The organism is Candidatus Stoquefichus massiliensis AP9 (genome assembly GCF_000455285.1).
GTDB lineage: Bacteria > Bacillota_I > Bacilli_A > Erysipelotrichales > Coprobacillaceae > Stoquefichus > Stoquefichus massiliensis.
Genome location: NZ_HG005289.1, coordinates 144,481 through 163,169, shown reverse-complemented (window position 1 = coordinate 163,169; position 18,689 = coordinate 144,481). Strand labels below are relative to the sequence as shown.

The following is an 18,689-nucleotide window of genomic DNA, read 5'->3' as shown; positions in this document are numbered from 1 at the left end:
AATTCGTTATAATACTTATATCCACTTTTAAGGAGAATATTCATGCAAATCAATGATAAATTAATAAAACCCATCTATGAAGTCAACTATTTAAGAGCTGAAAATGTTGATCGATATCGTATGATCATTAGATATTTTTATCTTGAATATGAAAAAATTCATAACTGGTTACATAAAGAAGATGTTTATGAAGAGATTCATAAAATAGAAGGATATGAGAATTATACACTAGAACAATGTCAGCAGGATTTACAAATGCTTGTTAATTGGGGAAACCTCACAACCATGCAAGACAGCAATAAAGTCAGAACAATTGAGGATTTTAAAAATAAAAAATATCGTTATCAGTTAAGCGAATATACTGTTGAGATAGAAAGAATGACCATTCGTTTAGAGAATTTGGAAATCGAAGGTGCTTCTTTAGAACCTACTTTATTAGAACGTATTTATAAACAAATATTACAAATATCCAATATAAAATCACAAGATGATATGAACATTCATGGTTGGTTGCAATTGTTGATGAATGATTTTGTACGCTTGAATCAAAACTATCAGGATTACATCAAAATGCTCAACAGTGCAAAAGCAGAAGAACTGATGAAAACAACAGAATTTCTTGTCTATAAAGATAAAATCATTATGTACTTAAGAACATTTGTTATGGAAATGCAAAATAATGGGAACTTAATTGCAAGTGTATTGATGCAAATAGATATCAGCGAACTTGAAATAATTTTCCAAAAAGCAGCTCAGTATGAAATTTCTATTCCAAGAATTGGTTATGATCTGAATGAAAAGGAAGTCTATCAGAATTTCAAAGAAAAATGGGCAAGTCTTCATCGTTGGTTTGTAGGCGAAGATGGATCAAATGAAATGGATAAACTCTATGAAATCACTAATGAAATTATCCGTAAAATGACAAGATATGCTCAACAAATTTCAGAAATGATAAACCGTGGTTCAAATCGTAAAGAACAATATCAATATATTGCTGATATATTTACAAAATGTGAAAATATAGAAGAAGCACATTGTTTAAGTGCCTATGTTTTTGGAGTTGAAGATTGTCTACATTTAACGCATATTCAGCCCAGATTAAGTGAAGATATTCATATGGGTGTTTATCAGGAAAGTCCGTCTTCAATCCGTTTTGATCCGCATTCACGAATTGTTAGAAAAAAGACATTGCGTAAACCAGCGAAAGATTATTCATTAGAGCGAAAAATGAATCAATTGGAATTAGAAGCAGAATTAGCTAAACAAAAAGAGTCTATTCAAAAACTCATTATCAATGGTGAAATTGATTTTGCTTCCTTACCAAAAATTGATTCATCAACACGTAAGACATTGCTCATCTGGTTATCAAAAGCTCTGGCACAAGAATCACTTTCATCCAAGACTGATTATGGAGATCATTACTATATAGATAAAAGTCTCGAAAAGGAGACTTGTGTCTTACATTGTCAAGATGGAGATTTCCTGATGCCATCATTTAAAATTGTATTTAAGGAGGCTCACCATGAATAATGTAGAAACACTTTTATCAAAAAGATGGATATTGAAACGTGATGATCGAGACCGTTACTATAAAATAAAAGATCACATGAAAGAACTTAGAAATTTATTTCAAGATAAATTAGGTTACTCACTTGTTTCTCATCAGCAATTTATTCGCCTTGATAAAATCCCTGGAAAACCAGAACCATGGATGGGAATTACAGATTTTAAAACGATTGAAGAATATCAGATTCTTTGTTATGTCTTGATTTTTTTAGAAGATAGAGAAATTGAAGAACAATTCATTCTTTCTCATTTAACCGAATTCATTCAAGTTCAGTTAAAAGTCAACGAAGAGTATTGGTTAAAACATGCACATCGTAAAATGCTTGTTAGTGTTTTAAAATTTTGTATGAAAGAGCAGTTAATTGTACAAGATGATGGAAATACTGATCATTTTATTCAAGATCAACAAGTTGAAGCTTTATTTGAAAATACAGGATTATCTAGATATTTTATGCGTAATTTCACAACTGATATTTTTGAATGGAACGAACCATCACAATTTATGCAAAATGAATGGCTAAACGAAAATGAAAGAGATCGTGGTGTGATTCGTCGACAGCGTATTTATAGAAGACTATTATTGTCATGTGGAATCTACCGTGAAAATGATGAATTGAATGATGATTTTTCTTACATTCGCAATTATCGGAAAAGAATTCAAAATGATTTTAATCAATTCTTTCCATGCGATTTACAGGTTTATCAATCAAGTGCCTATTTGATTTTAGATGAAGAAGTACGGGTGGGAAGACTCTTTCCAAAGAGTAATGCTTTAGATGAACTGGTCATTATCTGTTGTAGTCAGATTCGTAAAGGTATTAAAAATGGAGATTATCATATTGATAGTCAGGAAATTTATTATGAAGAAAAAGAAAGAATGTTGAAAAGAATGAGAATTGCTATTCAAAAACAGCATCAGTTTTTACCTTCAACATATCGTCAAAAAAGTATTGAACAGCTTGTGAATGAAGTTTATCAGCGCATGTTGGAAATCGGCTTTGCAAAAGAAGAAAAAGAGAATGTTTTATTTTATCCAGTTGTTGCAAAACTGGTTGGAGAGTTCGATGGAGAGGGGGATAAATCATGAATTTAAGTCGTTGGCATATGCACAAAATGGGATTGGTTGATTTTTGGTGTTATCAAAATGAAACTTTTGAGTTTGAAGATGGCCATATGTTGTTAAGAGGAAGTAATGGGAGTGGGAAATCTGTCACAATGCAGAGTTTTATCCCTTTACTATTAGATGGGAATAAAAGTAGTGAAAGATTGGATTCTTTTGGGACAAGATCAAGAAAAATGGAAACATATTTAATTGATGAAAACAGTGATCGTGAGGAAAGAATCGGTTATCTCTATTTGGAATTTAAGCGTCAGGATAGTGATTTGTACAAAACAATTGGCATGGGCTTACGTGCTAGAAAAGGAAAACCATTGCAATCATGGTATTTTGTGATTGAAGATAATCGGAGAGTTGGGATTGATTTTTCATTAATGCATAATCATTTAACATTAAGTGAAAAACAGCTTAAAAATATATTAGGAAACCAAGTTATTTCATCTCAGGGTGAATATATGAAGCGTGTCAATGAGGCATTGTTTGGTTTTGAAAACCTTGATGATTACAGTGATGCCATCAGTTTGTTATTACAATTACGTTCTCCAAAACTCAGCAATTCCTTAAATCCTCAAAAAATCAATGAGATCTTAGCAAAATCTTTACAGCCTTTAAGTGATGAAGACTTACGTCCAATGAGTGAAGCGATTATTAATATGGATAATTTACAAGATCAATTAGAAAGTTTAAAACAAAGTTTGAATGCTGCAATGACATTAGAGCAGGCCTATCATACATATAATCAAGCAATCTTAATGGATAAATGGAATAAATATTTAAAAGTTTATCAAGAATTATCAATGTTAAATCAGCTGATTGCAAGTAAGACTAATGAACGTACTGATTTCCTCCAAAAAATTGATGAAGCAAAACAAAAACTTCAGGAAAATCGTATTGAAAATGAAGTCAAAAAGAAAGAGCAAGCTTCATTAAGAAATAATGATATTGAAAAATGGATTGAAGATATCGCACAGTTAGAAAAAGATGTAAAAGATTATACACAAGAGTTAGAAAAGAAATACCAAACCTTAGAACAAAAAGAATCAGCATGTCAAAATACTCAAAATCAGATAGACCATTATCAAAACATCATGGATGAACATGAAAGAAAGTGTCAATTAACTTTAAAAGAAATGGATATCTTAAATGAGAACTTACAGTTAAGTGAACATATTGCTATTCAAGATTGTTTTGATAATCGAAAATCAAACTATGATTTTTCCTATACACGTCAAATTTTACATGAAACATTACGAAAAGTTGAAAATGGTCTTGAAAAATGGGATGCATATGATAAACAAAGGGAACAGATTGCATTCTTTGAAGAACAAGAAAGTCGTTGTAAAAGTGATTTACAAATGACACAAGATCGTGTTGATAAAGCTGAAGACAATTATCAACAAACAGTAGAATCATATCTTGAATTTTATTACCAATATAATGAAACAAATCAAGTTTTAAAGTTTCATCAAGATCAAATGGATATGTTGAGATTATCATTGATTGATTATGAAAAATCACAGGATTATTCATCTATACAAAATATCTTAAATGAAGTTCATCAAAAACAACTCACTCAATTGACTCAACAAAAAATAGATATGATGAATAAAAAAGAAAAAACAGATCAAGATATTTCTGAATTAAAAAAGGAAAAAGATAGATGGGAAAACATGAGTGATCCTGAACCAGAAAAAACGATGGAGAGCTTGGCCAACAGACAATATTTAGATGAAAATCATATTGAATATGTTCCTTTATATAAGCTTCTCGATTTTAGTGATGCATTGAGTGAACAAGATAAAAGTCAAATTGAAGAAATATTAAGTCAAATGAAACTCTTAGATGCTTTGGTTGTTTCTGAAACACATCGTTCTTTTATTGAATCATCACCAGAAGGTTGTGAAGATTATTATTTATGGACTAGTCAGTCTTTAGATGCATTAAAATCGTTTGTTTTTGATAAACCTTTAGATAAAGAAACATTATTATTGTTATTGTCAAGTTTAGGCATTCAAGCAAATCATGATTTTATGATTCACCAAAGATATTTCCAATCTGGTATTATTGAAGGAAATATTTCTCATTGTAAACAAGCTGTTTATATTGGATATAAACGTCGTTTAAAAATGAAAGAGGATGCTATTGCATTATTGACTGAGCAAATCCATGAAAAAGAAATCATTTTACAACAATACATTGATAAAGAAGATCATTATCAAAATCAACTGATTTTACTTCATAAAGAATATCATCAATTTAAAGATGAAAAAGAATTAAAGAAGAAAATCAATCAAGTTGAACAATTAAGAGCTGAGTATTCACGTTTAGAAAAAGAGTTAGAATCTATTCTTATGCGTATCCAATCAGTGAGTGAAAAGATGTCTCATCTTTATAATGAATTACAAAAAATAGCTTCTGAAATGTTGTTATCTGTGCAAAAGAATGCTTTTATAGAAAGAAAAAAAGATATTCAAGAATATCAAAGTTATTTTGAAAAATTTAAAGATGATTATATGACATTACAGCAAACACAAGAATTAAAACAATTAGAAACAAATAAACATGAACAATACTTAATTGATTTAGATGATCTTAATTATGAAATCAATCAATATGAACAAAAGAAAGAGATTGCTATGAATCGAAAACAATCACTTCAAAAGCAGTTAGATGAAGCTGGTTATACAGATTTGGCTAAGAAACTTACAGCCATTGAAAACCGTTTGGTTGAATTAGAAGAGGAATATAGAAACTATAGTAAAAATCTTGATATCTATGAAAATGAATTGAAACATATTGATGAAGAATTAATTGTTAAGGAAGAAGAAAAAGAAAGTCAATCTGTCATTGTACAAGTTTATAAAGATATTTTGATTCAGGAAGTCGATTATCAATTTGTGATTAAAGATTATAGTGATGATAAAGAGCTTATAAGACAATTAAGAACAATGTCAGCACAATTCAATAATAAGAAGAGTATTTCGGATTATCAAAATCAATTACAACATGTTTATTTTGAACAAATTGCTTATTTATCACAATATAATGTCGTTCAAGAAAATGTTGAATTATGTCATGAGGTTGAAGATATATCTAATCGTTTAATTTTAAAGGCTATTCATCAAGGAAAGAAAGTGTCTTTCTTAGAATTAATTGAAGTTCTCAAAACAAATATTGATATGCAAGAAATGCTTATTCAAGAAGAAGATAGACATATTTTTGAAGAGATACTCGTCAATACAATAGGTAAGAAGATTAGAGAACGCATCCAGGTCAGTCGCCGCTGGGTAGAGAAGATTCAAGATTATATGCAATCAATGAATACAAGTAGTGGATTACAATTAAGTCTTAAGTGGAAAAGTCGTAAAGCCATTGATGATCAACAAATGGATACGCAGCAGCTTGTTGAACTCTTAGAAAAAGATTATCGTATTTTAAAAGAAAATGATCGTCAAAAAATATCTAATCATTTTCGTTCTAAAATTGCTTCAGCACGTAAGATGAGTCAAGATGAAAGTACAACTGCTTCTTTCCATCAATTAATGAAAGAAGTTATGGATTATCGTGAATGGTTTGATTTTACATTATTTGCAAAGAAACCTAATGAAAATCGCAAAGAATTAACTTCCCATATTTTTTATGCCTATAGTGGTGGGGAAAAAGCATTGTCAATGTACGTTCCATTGTTTTCCGCTGTAGCAGCTAAATTTGAAAGTGCACGAGAAGATGCACCACTATTAATTGCTTTGGATGAAGCCTTTGCTGGAGTGGATGAAAATAATATTGATAATATGTTTGCTTTGATTACAAAATTTGGATTTGATTATATTATGAATTCTCAGGTATTATGGGGAGATTATCCTTCATGTCCATCACTTGCAATATATGAATTATTTAGACCCAATAATGCACCATTTGTGACTGTTGTTGCTTATATTTGGAATGGGCATAGTAAGAGTGTGAGGGTTTCATGACTTTAGAGGAAGAATTTGCTGATTATCTCAATCAACCAGCATTTGATCAATTCATTGAAGCTTGGATAACAAAATATCAAAGTCTAGGATATCTTGGTGGCAAGATACAATTATCCCATTTAAACTCTCAAGAAATTGAGAGTTTAAATGGATTGCTGGGCTTACATATATCAAATGGACAACTCCAGATCACATATCATCAATTTGAACTCATTTTATCAAAGACACGCTTTGAAGGCGTTGATTTCTTCAAAGTTATTGAATTATTGAAAAAACAGAAAGTTTATTCAAAAAAAGAAATCAAACAACACCATGAAAAGAAATTAAATCAATTTAAAGATGTATTGCTTTCTCAATTTATAGAAACAAAATGTTATGAATGGTTATCCGATTATTTGAGCACTGATAAATATGTCAAAAGATACTTTGAAGATAATTCAAAACAGTATTTTGATATATTGAAGTCTGTTTGTCATGCTTTGAATCATTTGCCTATATATGAATCTCGTTATGAACTTTTAGCCATTTTCTCTCAAACCATCACCAAAGATCCGCATTATTTTGATGAAGATTTACCTAGAGATTTATTATTAAAAGGAATAGCATTTTTATTTCATTTAGGTGAAGTTTCAAAGTCAAGTGAAGACATCACACGAGTCTATTATGAAGCAGGCATCTTACGAGATGATTTATCAAATTATTGTTATATTTGTCATATACTTCCTCAAGGTGCAATATCATCATGGCATGGTTTTTACCATGCATATGAACCATGGAATATGAACTTATATAATATCAATCAAATCCAATTAGGTTTTTATCCTCAATCTATCTATATATTTGAGAATCCGTCAGTCTTTAGAACGTTGTCATCTTTTATCAAAGAACAAGGCTTACCAATTGGACTTATTAGTAGTAATGGACAAATTAATTTGGCAACTTATATGTTAATGGATAAATTAGTTGAAAGTGGGTGTTATCTCTTTTATGCAGGCGACTTTGATCCAGAAGGTCTTGTTATTGCAGATAAACTCAAACAGAAATATCAAGAGAATTTAACATTATTCTGTTATGATCAAGACTTATTTGAACAGATTAAAGTTCATCAGTTAGAAATTTCGCAAAATCGTTTACAAATGTTACAAAATATTCAAGATGAAGAATTATTAATAATTGCAGATAAGATAAAAGAGAGTATGTCCTTTGGATATCAGGAAGGACTTATTGATGAGTATAAAAAGTCTTATATGATGAGAATATATGAATGTAATGTAGTGAGACAATAAAATATTATTATATGTTTATAGACAAATGAGAGTTTTTATGTAAAGATTTTAGATAAGAATTTGAAATAGAATCGAATTAATGATAAAATTCAATGACATGTAAAATATAAAAGAAAGGTGTGAGGTTATGAGATATACTTTGATGAATAGAAATATCAAAATATTAGATTTTGAGTATCAACAGGAATATCAAGCATTTCTAGGTGTAAGTAAAGTTTATGATCTCACCTATGCACCTTTGTCATTGCAATATTGTCATTCAAAAGAACTCGCTCATAGTTTTTATCAATGGTTCAATGACAGAAAAATTCCACCAATGAGAGATGAACTTCAATACTTGTTAAAAAGTTTGAAATACACGAATACGACTGAACTCATGATGAGGCATTATGGTTTATCATTAAGTGATCAGTATTGGTTTTTACCAGAAAATGAAGATATTTTATGGGAAGATATCAATTTTTTTGATAATTCTTATAGTTCACATAATTTTTTGGAAGCAACATTTAGATATTCTGATTTCCAATTGTCTTCAGATTATAATATATCTCCTAATGCCTCTACGAATGGACAACTTAGTAAATGCTGGATTCAAAAGAATGGGAAAAACATTTTATTTAAAGGTGCAAATACTATCTATAGATTTGAAGCTATTTGTGAAGTTATTGCTTCAAGGATGTGTGAAGTTTTAAAAGTGCCTTATGTCGAATATCAATGTTTAGCATTATCAGGAACAAAATCAAGAGCACTTGTGAGTGCTTGCCCTGTCATGATTCAAAGCCATCAGGAATTTATTCCATCATATCACATTCTTCAAGTTAGAAAAAAACAGATAACCCATACATCAGCTGATTATGAATTGTATTTAGATATTTTAAATGAACATCATGTACCTCATGCAAGAGAATATGTTGAAAAAATGAATATGTTAGATTTTATACTTGCAAATGAAGATCGTCACCTTGGTAATTTTGGTGTTATCAGAAATCTAGATACATTAAAATGGGAATCTGTATGTCCAATATTTGATACTGGTAGAAGTTTAAACACAAATGTTTCTCGAAAATATTGGTTAGAGGAAAAAACTGATATGAAATTCTTTACTCATGATTTTGTATCGAGTGAAAATGTCTGTCGTACTTTTTCTATTCGCATTTCTCATCAACAAATCAATAAAATGTATGAACTCACAGGTTTATTTCAAGAACTTCTAGAAACATATCTAGAAGAACTACCTATTCATAAAGATGATATATATATGTTGAAAAAGTCTTTTGAAAAAAGAATAGAATTATTTGAATCAATCATGTACCATAAGCATCTCATTATTGATGATTAATGAATGGGATGTGTCGAAGAATGTCACATTATAAATGTAAGGGTTTCCATTTTTGGAAACTTTTTTGCTTTACTCTTGTTTTTTACCTATAATGAAGGTGAAAAGAGAGGGGAAACTCAAATACATAAGATCTGATCAATCTTACTATGTAGAGAAATTATTTATGACATGTCAATCAAACTCTTTTTAACAAACGATAGGAGGAAAAAGATATGCAAGCGTTGAATCGATTTTTTGAAAAGTATTTCATGCCTTTTGCAACAAAACTCAATAGTATCAAAGGTTTAATTGCGATTCGTGATGCTTTTATACAAATATTCCCATTAACATTTGTGGGATCAATTGTGATTTGTATTAATGTTGTTTTATTAAGTTCTACTGGTTTTATTGGACAATTTTTAGTTAAAGTGATTCCTAATTTAGATGATTTCCAAGCGGTTTTATCACCAGTAGGAAATGGAACAATCAATCTTATGGCAGTCTTTGTAGTCTTTCTGATTGCAAGAAATATGGCATTACAGTATAAAGAAGATGGTTTAAAAGCAGGCTTAACTGCTTTGGCAGCATTCTTTGTTTTGTATCCACCAAAAGTAGAGGGTATGTTAACTGACTCTTACTTAGGAGCTAATGGAATTTTTGTCGCTATTATTGCTGGGTTGCTGATTGGATGGGGATTTAGTAAGTTGGTTAAAGTCGATAAGTTAAAGATTAAAATGCCTGATCAGGTCCCACCAGAAGTCGCTAAGTCATTTATGGTTGCTGTACCATCTGCAATTTTGATTATTTTGACTTCTATTGTTGCTTACCTTGTTTCATTGATTGAACCATTAGGTATGAATGCTTTACTCTATTCATTATTACAGGTTCCAATTCAATCATTAGGAGCAACACCATTTACACCGTTAATACTGATTCTTATGGCTATGATTTTATGGTCAGTTGGAATTCACGGAACATTTACAGTTTCACCTATTTATTTAACATTATATGCTTCTATGAATATTGCCAATATTTCTTATGCTGCACAGGCAGGAACAACTGCAGGTTCGCCATATCCTTATACATGGTTTGCCTTATTTGAAAATTATGGGTGTATAGGTGGAACAGGAAATACACTTGCATTGATTGTTGCCATTCTTATTTTATCAAGAAGTAAAGGATGGAAACGTGATGATTATACAAAGACTGCAAAAATTGGATTGATTCCAGGATTATTCTGTATTAATGAACCGATTATCTTTGGATTACCAATTGTTTTGAATCCAATTCTTGTGATTCCATTTATTCTTTCACCAATTGTTTCTATGGCATTAGGAGCATTGATGATTTCGACTGGTTTTGTATTGCCAGGGACTTTAGATGTTGGATGGACAACACCACAGCCAATTAAGGCATTCTTATCTGCTTCTGGGTCATGGGAAACAGCAGTATCAGTATGTATTGTTTTTGTGATTTGTGTATTGATCTATCTACCATTTGTGAAAATGGCAAATAAACAAAATATTGAAAATTATGGAGAAGGAGAGTAATTTATGAGTCAAATTCCTAGTGATTTTTTATGGGGTGGTGCAACGGCTGCCAATCAATTAGAAGGAGCCTATAATGAAGGTGGAAAAGGACTGAGTACTGCTGATATGGTCAAGTTTGTACCAAGAGAAGTTAGTCAAGGAACAAATACAGAAACTGTCACTTATGCAGAAGCACTTGAAATCATTGCTGGGCAGCATGATAATGAGTACTATCCAAAAAGATGGGGAGTAGATTTCTATCACCATTTTAAAGAAGATATTGCTTTAATGGCGGAAATGGGAATGACATGCTTTAGAATGTCTATTAGTTGGCCAAGAATATTTCCTCATGGTGATGATCTAGAACCAAATGAAGAAGGGTTGCAATTTTATGATCAAGTCTTTGATGAATGTTTAAAATACGGAATTGAACCCTTAGTGACATTATCACATTACGAAATGCCATTACATCTCTCATTAGAATACAATGGATGGGAAAATAGAAAATGTATTGATTTCTTCTTAACCTATGCAAAAACTGTTTTTGAACGTTACAAGCATAAAGTCAAATATTGGATACCATTCAATGAAATCAATATGTCATTACACTTGCCTTATACGGGTGGTGGAATCTTTATTGAAAAATCAAACAACAAGCTCCAAACAACATTCCAAGCCTTACACCATCAGTTTGTTGCAAGTGCCTTAACAACAAAACTTGCAAGAGAAATCAATTCACAATTTCAAATAGGTTCGATGTTAGGATTGTCACTATATTATCCAAAAACAAATGCACCAGAAGATATTTTGGCTGCTCAAACTGCAAACCGTATCAATTATTTCTTCTTAGATGTCTTATCAAAAGGAGAATATCCAACTTATGCAAATGCCTATTTTCAAAAGAATCAAGTTCAGATTCACATGGAAGAAAATGACCTTAAAATTTTAAAAGATAATACTATTGATTTTAACTCATTTAGTTATTACTATTCTTTATGTACATGTGCTCATCCTGAAAATGAAGAATCTTTAGTAGCTTTTGTTCCAGAGGGAGAAGTGATTGATGAATTCCATCCACGTAAAGTCAGAAATAATAATTTAGAAGTGACAGACTGGGGATTCCAAATTGATCCAATAGGATTAAGAATTGCAATTAATGAGATATGGGATCGTTATCATAAACCTATTATTATATCTGAAAATGGTCTTGGAACATATGACACCTTAACAACTGATAAAAAAATTCATGATAATTATCGTATTCAATATTTAAGAGAACATATTGCACAAATGAAAATATGTGTTGAAGAGGGAATACCAGTAATTGGATATACATCATGGGGATGTATTGATATTGTCAGTGCTGGAACTTCTGAACGAACAAAACGTTATGGTTATATTTATGTAGATAGTGATGATTATGGAAATGGAACATTTAATCGTTATAAAAAAGATTCGTTTTATTGGTACAAAAAAGTCATTGCATCTCATGGGGAAGATTTGGATTAAAATAAAGAACTCTTGTCTATCTCAACAAGAGTTTTTCCTGTATAATAATAAAAAAGAACAGATAGGGGCTGAGAATATGATTATTGATAAATTAAATGAGGTTTTAAATAGTGTTGATACTCATACAACAATGTATGTTTTTTGTTATTATGTGAAATCGCACATGAATGAAGTGTCACATATGACTATTGATGAGATTGCACAAAACTGTTATACGTCAAAAGGACAGATTTCAAAATGTGCTAAACATCTTGGCTTTCATTCCTATTTAGAATTTAAAGATGCCTGTATAGATTATAGTCAGTCCTATCGTGATAAACCCATCTTCTTTCGGCAGGATTATGATTTGCCACACAACTCAAAACAATTTGCCAATGGGATATCACAGGCTATTACACATGTGAGTAAAAACATTAATTATTCTTCCTTGAATCGTTTAATTAATGATATTTTTCAAAGTCAAAAAGTCTACCTTTATGCTCAAGGAGATAACCGTTCTTTGTGTAATGTCATTCAGGTAGAATTAAGTGCTTTACGTATTCCAGTGATTATTTGTGATACTGATTTTGTGAAAGATTATCACTTTGAAAAAGGACATCTTTTGATTATTTTAAGTACTAATGGAACAATTTTCCAATTAAACAAAAGAATTATTTCTCGTCTTCTTAAAGCTGATGTGAAAACATGGCTGATTACATGCAATTCATTAATGGATTTTTCGAAAAACAAATTAACTGTTCCTTCATATGATTTAAAATATAATAAATTTGCAATTCGATATATTGTTGATATTTTAATTGCTAGTATGCAAATGATCTCAAGAAAACAGTAAAGATTGATATAATAAGTCGGAAATTAAATGGTACAATAATAAAAATAGAAATGATAATGTATTTTAAAAAAGTCTGATTTTACATCTTGACGTGTACTCAGACTTTTTTAATTTATATTCTTTTCTGGCTGCATTTTGAAAAAAAGATCATCTTCTAATCTTTATCATTAAAATATGTGAACCCTAAATAATAAACCATTTCATCAAACATCTTTGTATTAAATCCATAACAAATACAATCATCCATCTCTCCATCCCAATCATTATTCAACTGATCAAGTAATGGCTGTACTTCATTCTCTTGTAAATCACATGTGATATAAAATTCACTATGACCTTTCAATCCTGCATACTCACGACTAGGTGAAATAGAAAACTGAGGATTGATATTCAATAATTCTTCTTTGACTTTTTGATAGTCTGTATCCTTTTCACTAGATATAATAACATGTAATCTTGCTAACATATAAACACTCCTTTTTATGACTTTCATTATAACATAAGCTTATATAAATAAGAAACTCATTTCAATAAATGTCACTTGGTTGTCATTTGAGGCAAGTGAGTTTTATTTTGTGGATATTTATGCTTATTCTTATTATAATGCAAATAAGGAGTGTGGAGAAATGAAATTCAAAGATACGAATCTACAAGATTTATCATTGTATATTGAATTTGATAATATGCAGGAAAAACAAAAAGTTATTTCAATCTTAAATAATATAGATGCAAAACTTGTAGGTTATAAACGGGGAAAGCAATATCTCTTAGATATTGAATCTATTTACTATATTGAATTGGTTGATAAGCAAGCATTTATTTATACACAGGATGACTGTTATGAATCTCCATTATGGTTATATCAGTTAGAAGAAAAACTGAGTGATGCCTTTGTCAGAGCTAACAAATCAACTTTATTGAATATGAATCATATAGAAAGCTTAAAAGCAGATATTGGTTCACGTATTATGGTTTATCTGGATAATAGAGATCAAATATTGGTTTCAAGAACTTATTCAAAAGAATTCAAAAGAAAATTGAAAGGAGATACAGATGGAAACAACAATTCGTACAATCATTGATATTATGAAGAAAACGGCAATTTCTTTTATAGTCTGTGTGATGTCTATTTGCGTGATAGGAAGTTTTGTGGGAGATGAAGTGACTACTATATCTACATTGTTTCAAAATGGAAATATCACATATGCGTCATTGTTTCAAATTTTTTCATTAAGTTTGATAATTGCTATTATTAATGCGATCTTTGATTATCCTAAGTTTATGAAGAAAATACTTCTCCTTTATAAAATTATCTTTCGACTCATGATTGTTATTGCAGTGACAATTCTTTATATTTATTTATTTGATTGGTTCCCATTTACAAATGTAGGAGCATGGATTGGATTTATTGTATCCTTTGGATTATGTTTTGGTTTGGCTTTTTCAATAAGTCTTTATACAACAAGAAAAAAGAATCAGGAATATCAGGAATTATTAAATAATTATAAGAAAAGAGGACATAGTGATGGAAGCCATTCGTATTGAAAACATTTGTAAATTATTTTCACAAAAACAAGTTTTAAATGATATTTGTATTGAAATAGAAAAAGGTGAAATCTTTGGATTGCTTGGACCTTCTGGAGCAGGGAAAACCACATTGATTCATATCATTACAGGACAATTAGCACCAGATAGTGGAAAATCTTATATACTAGGTAAAAATTCATTAAAACTATCACATGATGATTATACACATATTGGTTTAGTTTTAGATCAGGAGGGTCTTTATACACGATTAAGTTGTTATGATAATCTGGCATTGTTTGCATCGATTTATCAATTGGATAAAGCCAAGATAGAGAAAGTTTTAAAGCAAGTTCATCTTTATGATGATCGTAAGAAAACAGTTAGTGAACTTTCTAAGGGTATGCGACAGAGATTGGTTTTAGCAAGAGCAATTATGCATGAACCACAAATATTATTTTTAGATGAACCAACGTCAGGATTAGATCCTGCGACGACATTAAAAATTCATAACTTATTATTAGAGTTAAAAGATAAAGGAACAGCTATTTTTTTAACAACACACAACATGGAAGAAGCAGCAAAATTATGTCATAGAGTCGCACTATTACATGAAGGAAAAATCATTGAGTGTGATTCACCTGTAACAATTTGTGAAAGACATAATGATTTGAATAAAGTCATTATAACAACCAAAGATCATCAAAAATATATTCTTAATAACAATCGAGAAAGTGCACAACACATCTATCAATTATTCCAATCAGAAAATATACAATCAATTCATTCATCAGAACCAACACTAGGAAATGTCTTTATTTCTCTTACAGGAAAGGAGTTGGGCTAAATGAGTTTTCGTATTATCAAAGCTATATTTATTAAACAACTAAAAGAAACATTTAAAAACAAAGAGGTCTTAATACAAATTGTGATGTTTCCAATTATTGCGATTGTATTAACAAATTCAGTCAGTGATAATATGGTTCCACCTGAGTATTTTGTGATTCTATTTGCTAGTATGTATGTGGGGATGACACCTATTATTATTCTTTCAAGTATTATCAGTGGTGAAAAAGAAACTGGCAGTTTAAGAATGTTAATAATGTCCAATGTCAAACCTATTGAGTATATTTTAGGAATTAGTATTTATGTGATGATTTGTACAGTTATTGGATTAATTATTATGGGAATTACTGGGGGTTATTTAGGAATACAATTATTATACTTTGTTGGAATATGTACTTTAGGAATGCTTGTATCTATTTTTATAGGAAGTATTATTGGTATTGTTTCTAAAAATCAGATGGCGGCTAATTCATTAGCTGTACCAGCCATGATGATTTGTGCATTTGTTCCTATGTTATCTATGTTTAATGAGAGTATCAAAAAGTTTGGCAGTTTTCTTTTTACTCAACAGATTAATAATGTCTTAACAAAATTACCATTAAATGAGTTTCCAACTCAAGCAATTCTCATTATTCTTGCTAATTTATTTGTTTTTCTTATCATTTATATTCGTTTATTTCGTAAAAGAAATCTATTAGCATAAATAGGATTCAATAGTTGATTTCAACTATTGAATTTTTTTGATTGTTTACTTGACTCTCCCCTAACAGGAGGATATATCCTAGGTTTGTAAGGAGGAGGAGAAGATGAATAAATGTATTGAAGTCCATCAATTAACAAAAACTTATGATGGCAGAAAAGTTGTTGATAACCTGACTTTTGAGGTTGAAAAAGGAGAAGTTTATGGACTCTTAGGTCACAATGGGGCAGGCAAATCTACAACGATAGAATGTATACTTGGTTTAAATACACCTGATAGTGGGTCGGCAAAATTATTAGGAAAAGAAGCAACTAAGCACCGAAAAACTATTTTTGAAAAGGTTGGTGTACAATTACAGCAATCTCATTATCAAAATAATATTCGTGTTGGTGAAGTCTGTGAAGAAAGAGCAGCTATGTATAGTCATCCGGCAGATTATCATGCTCTTTTAAAACAATTTCAATTAGAACAATATATCCATCAGGCAGTCGCTCAACTTTCTGGTGGAGAAAGACAAAGATTATCAGTTGTTATTGCGTTAATTCCTCATCCTGAAGTCATTTTTTTAGATGAATTAACTACAGGACTTGATGTTACAACTCGTCGAGAAGTTTGGCAGATTTTAAAACTGCTGAAAAAGCAGGGAATGACATTGTTACTGACTACACATTATATGGAAGAGGCAGAAAATCTATGTGATCGTGTTTTGCTTATCAAAGAGGGTCAAAAAATTGTTGAAGGAACGGTTGATGAGATTATCAAGAAGAGTCCTTATAACAATCTGGAAGAAGCTTACTTATGGTATATGGGAGAGGAGAAACTTGTATGAAAAGAATGATGACAATGTTGAAAGTTGAAGGAAAATTAGCATTACGCTGTCCAGATGGATTAATATTTGGTGTGGGAATGCCTGTAGGTGTTTTATGTTTGATTGGGATGATTGCTGGTAATCAAACTGTCAATGGTCAAGGTTCATATACATTTATGGATAGTGCTTTTGCATCTTTATTGACTGTTGGCATTTGTGCTACAGCATTTATGGGCTTACCATTGACTTTTGCAGATTATCGAGATAAAAAGATTCTTAAACATTTCTTTGTAACACCAGTCAGTCCAATGAGTATGTTGTTTGTACAAGTCATGATAGCAATGATGACAGCATTATTATCATCAGTGATTGTTTCACTTGTTGCTGTGTTTGGCTTTGGGTATCAGATGCAAGGGAGTGTCTGGGCATTTATTGGCGCTTATTTCTTAGTTGTCCTATCCATGTTTAGTTTAGGAATGGTAATAGCAAGTCTATGTAAAACTGTGAAAATTGCAAATGTTGTGACAACTTTTGTCTATTTTCCAATGTTATTTTTATCCGGTGCCACAATTCCATATGAAATATTCCCACCATTTTTACAAAATATTGCCAATATATTACCACTCACACATGGCATCAAATTATTGAAAGATATATCAATGGGTGTTACAAACGAGCATTTGTTGTTTTCAATTGGCATTTTAGTTGTATTTACTATTGTGGGATGTATAATATCAGTTGTATCATTTCAGTGGGAATAAGGGAGGAATGAATGATGAGTAGAGAAAATTGTTATGCAGAAAAGTCACCTCAAAAGTTATATAAAATCGGAATGTTTGCTCAAATGAATAGAGTGACTATTAAAGCATTAAGACATTATGATGATATTGGTTTATTTAAACCAGAATATGTAGATGAAATGAATGGTTATCGTTATTATACCTCAGATCAGCTTCCACAATTACATAGCATTTTAGCATTGCGTGAACTTGGTTTTTCATTAGAAGACATCAAGAAAGTCAGTAATGGTGTGTCAGAAAAAGATTTACTGATACGCAAAAAATGTGAGTTATTGCATGAAATGGCAGATATTCAAAAACAGATTGCACGTGTTGAAGGGTATCTTTCAGGTAATTGCTTGAATAGTGATTACCGCATTGTGATGAAATCTATACCTGAAGTGATTATCGCATCAATGCAAGTGCATATGGACGGTTATGAGGATTTATTCAATTATATGCCAGCAATGGGAAATGAAATGGAAAAGGCAGGCTGTGAATGTGCGATTCCAGAATATTGTTTTACAATTTATTATGATGAAGAATATCGAGAATCAGATATTCATGCAGAGATTTGTGAAGCAGTTACAGAAAAGAAAGATGATACCGAACTTATTCAATTCAAAGTTCTTCCAGCTGTTGATTTAGTAGCATGTGTGTTGCACAAAGGTCCTTATTACACATTGCCAAAAGCCTATGAGGCAATCGTGCAATATATTGAAGAAAGTGGTTATGAAATTATAGGTTATCAAAGAGAATCATATATTGATGGAATATGGAATAAAGATACAGAGGATGAATGGTTAACGGAGATTCAATTTCCAGTACGTAAAATAGAAAAGTCATATTAAGGAACCTAGAGTGAAAACTTTAGGTTTTTATATCATATGTCAAAACACAT

Annotated in this window: 16 protein-coding genes; 15 read left to right on the top strand and 1 reads right to left on the bottom strand. The window is 30.6% G+C overall.

What is annotated here, in order from left to right:
- The first annotated feature begins 42 nt into the window (after positions 1-42).
- The 8 genes from BN350_RS10490 (at position 43) to BN350_RS10455 (ending at position 13,131) form a co-directional block, all read left to right on the top strand.
- Positions 43-1,530, top strand: coding sequence for a TIGR02677 family protein (locus tag BN350_RS10490; protein WP_028043558.1), 1,488 nt, complete (start codon positions 43-45; stop codon positions 1,528-1,530).
- Positions 1,523-2,653: a TIGR02678 family protein gene (locus tag BN350_RS10485; protein ID WP_028043557.1), complete on the top strand. Its 1,131-nt coding sequence runs from the start codon at positions 1,523-1,525 to the stop codon at positions 2,651-2,653. The genes BN350_RS10490 and BN350_RS10485 overlap by 8 nt, the downstream gene beginning before the upstream one ends.
- Entirely contained in the window at positions 2,650-6,657 is a 4,008-nt protein-coding gene (locus BN350_RS10480) for a TIGR02680 family protein (RefSeq protein ID WP_028043556.1), read from the top strand. The genes BN350_RS10485 and BN350_RS10480 overlap by 4 nt, the downstream gene beginning before the upstream one ends.
- Complete coding sequence (locus BN350_RS10475) at positions 6,654-7,943, top strand: TIGR02679 domain-containing protein (protein ID WP_028043555.1); 1,290 nt, start codon at positions 6,654-6,656, stop codon at positions 7,941-7,943. The genes BN350_RS10480 and BN350_RS10475 overlap by 4 nt, the downstream gene beginning before the upstream one ends.
- Before the next feature lie 127 nt (positions 7,944-8,070).
- A complete protein-coding gene (locus tag BN350_RS10470) occupies positions 8,071-9,282 on the top strand; it encodes a HipA domain-containing protein (RefSeq protein ID WP_028043554.1) in 1,212 nt (403 codons plus the stop codon).
- Between the two features lie 212 nt (positions 9,283-9,494).
- Entirely contained in the window at positions 9,495-10,811 is a 1,317-nt protein-coding gene (locus tag BN350_RS10465) for a PTS sugar transporter subunit IIC (protein WP_028043553.1), read from the top strand.
- 3 nt (positions 10,812-10,814) lie between these two features.
- Positions 10,815-12,299, top strand: coding sequence for a glycoside hydrolase family 1 protein (locus BN350_RS10460; protein ID WP_028043552.1), 1,485 nt, complete (start codon positions 10,815-10,817; stop codon positions 12,297-12,299).
- 76 nt (positions 12,300-12,375) lie between these two features.
- A complete protein-coding gene (locus tag BN350_RS10455) occupies positions 12,376-13,131 on the top strand; it encodes a MurR/RpiR family transcriptional regulator (RefSeq protein WP_028043551.1) in 756 nt (251 codons plus the stop codon).
- A gap of 154 nt (positions 13,132-13,285) precedes the next feature.
- Here the strand turns inward: BN350_RS10455 and BN350_RS10450 are convergent, their stop codons facing one another.
- Positions 13,286-13,597 (bottom strand): hypothetical protein, encoded by a 312-nt coding sequence (locus BN350_RS10450; protein WP_028043550.1) that lies wholly within the window; start codon positions 13,595-13,597, stop codon positions 13,286-13,288.
- 160 nt (positions 13,598-13,757) lie between these two features.
- On the opposite strand from BN350_RS10450, the gene BN350_RS10445 reads away from it, so the two are divergent.
- The 7 genes from BN350_RS10445 to BN350_RS10415 all read left to right on the top strand — a co-directional run bounded on the left by BN350_RS10445 (position 13,758) and on the right by BN350_RS10415 (position 18,639).
- The gene (locus BN350_RS10445; protein ID WP_028043549.1) at positions 13,758-14,213 is read left to right on the top strand and encodes a LytTR family DNA-binding domain-containing protein; all 456 of its coding nucleotides are present in this window, start codon (positions 13,758-13,760) and stop codon (positions 14,211-14,213) included.
- Positions 14,185-14,676, top strand: a complete 492-nt coding sequence (locus tag BN350_RS10440) for a hypothetical protein (RefSeq protein ID WP_028043548.1) — start codon at positions 14,185-14,187, stop codon at positions 14,674-14,676. Before BN350_RS10445 ends, BN350_RS10440 begins: the two co-directional genes overlap by 29 nt.
- Positions 14,657-15,502, top strand: coding sequence for an ABC transporter ATP-binding protein (locus tag BN350_RS10435; RefSeq protein WP_028043547.1), 846 nt, complete (start codon positions 14,657-14,659; stop codon positions 15,500-15,502). The genes BN350_RS10440 and BN350_RS10435 overlap by 20 nt, the downstream gene beginning before the upstream one ends.
- Positions 15,503-16,204 (top strand): ABC transporter permease, encoded by a 702-nt coding sequence (locus BN350_RS10430; RefSeq protein WP_028043546.1) that lies wholly within the window; start codon positions 15,503-15,505, stop codon positions 16,202-16,204. It begins immediately after the preceding gene.
- A gap of 103 nt (positions 16,205-16,307) precedes the next feature.
- Positions 16,308-17,030, top strand: a complete 723-nt coding sequence (locus tag BN350_RS10425; RefSeq protein WP_028043545.1) for an ABC transporter ATP-binding protein — start codon at positions 16,308-16,310, stop codon at positions 17,028-17,030.
- A complete protein-coding gene (locus BN350_RS10420; RefSeq protein WP_028043544.1) occupies positions 17,027-17,770 on the top strand; it encodes an ABC transporter permease in 744 nt (247 codons plus the stop codon). Before BN350_RS10425 ends, BN350_RS10420 begins: the two co-directional genes overlap by 4 nt.
- Before the next feature lie 14 nt (positions 17,771-17,784).
- The gene (locus BN350_RS10415) at positions 17,785-18,639 is read left to right on the top strand and encodes a MerR family transcriptional regulator (protein WP_028043543.1); all 855 of its coding nucleotides are present in this window, start codon (positions 17,785-17,787) and stop codon (positions 18,637-18,639) included.
- Positions 18,640-18,689: the final 50 nt, after the last annotated feature.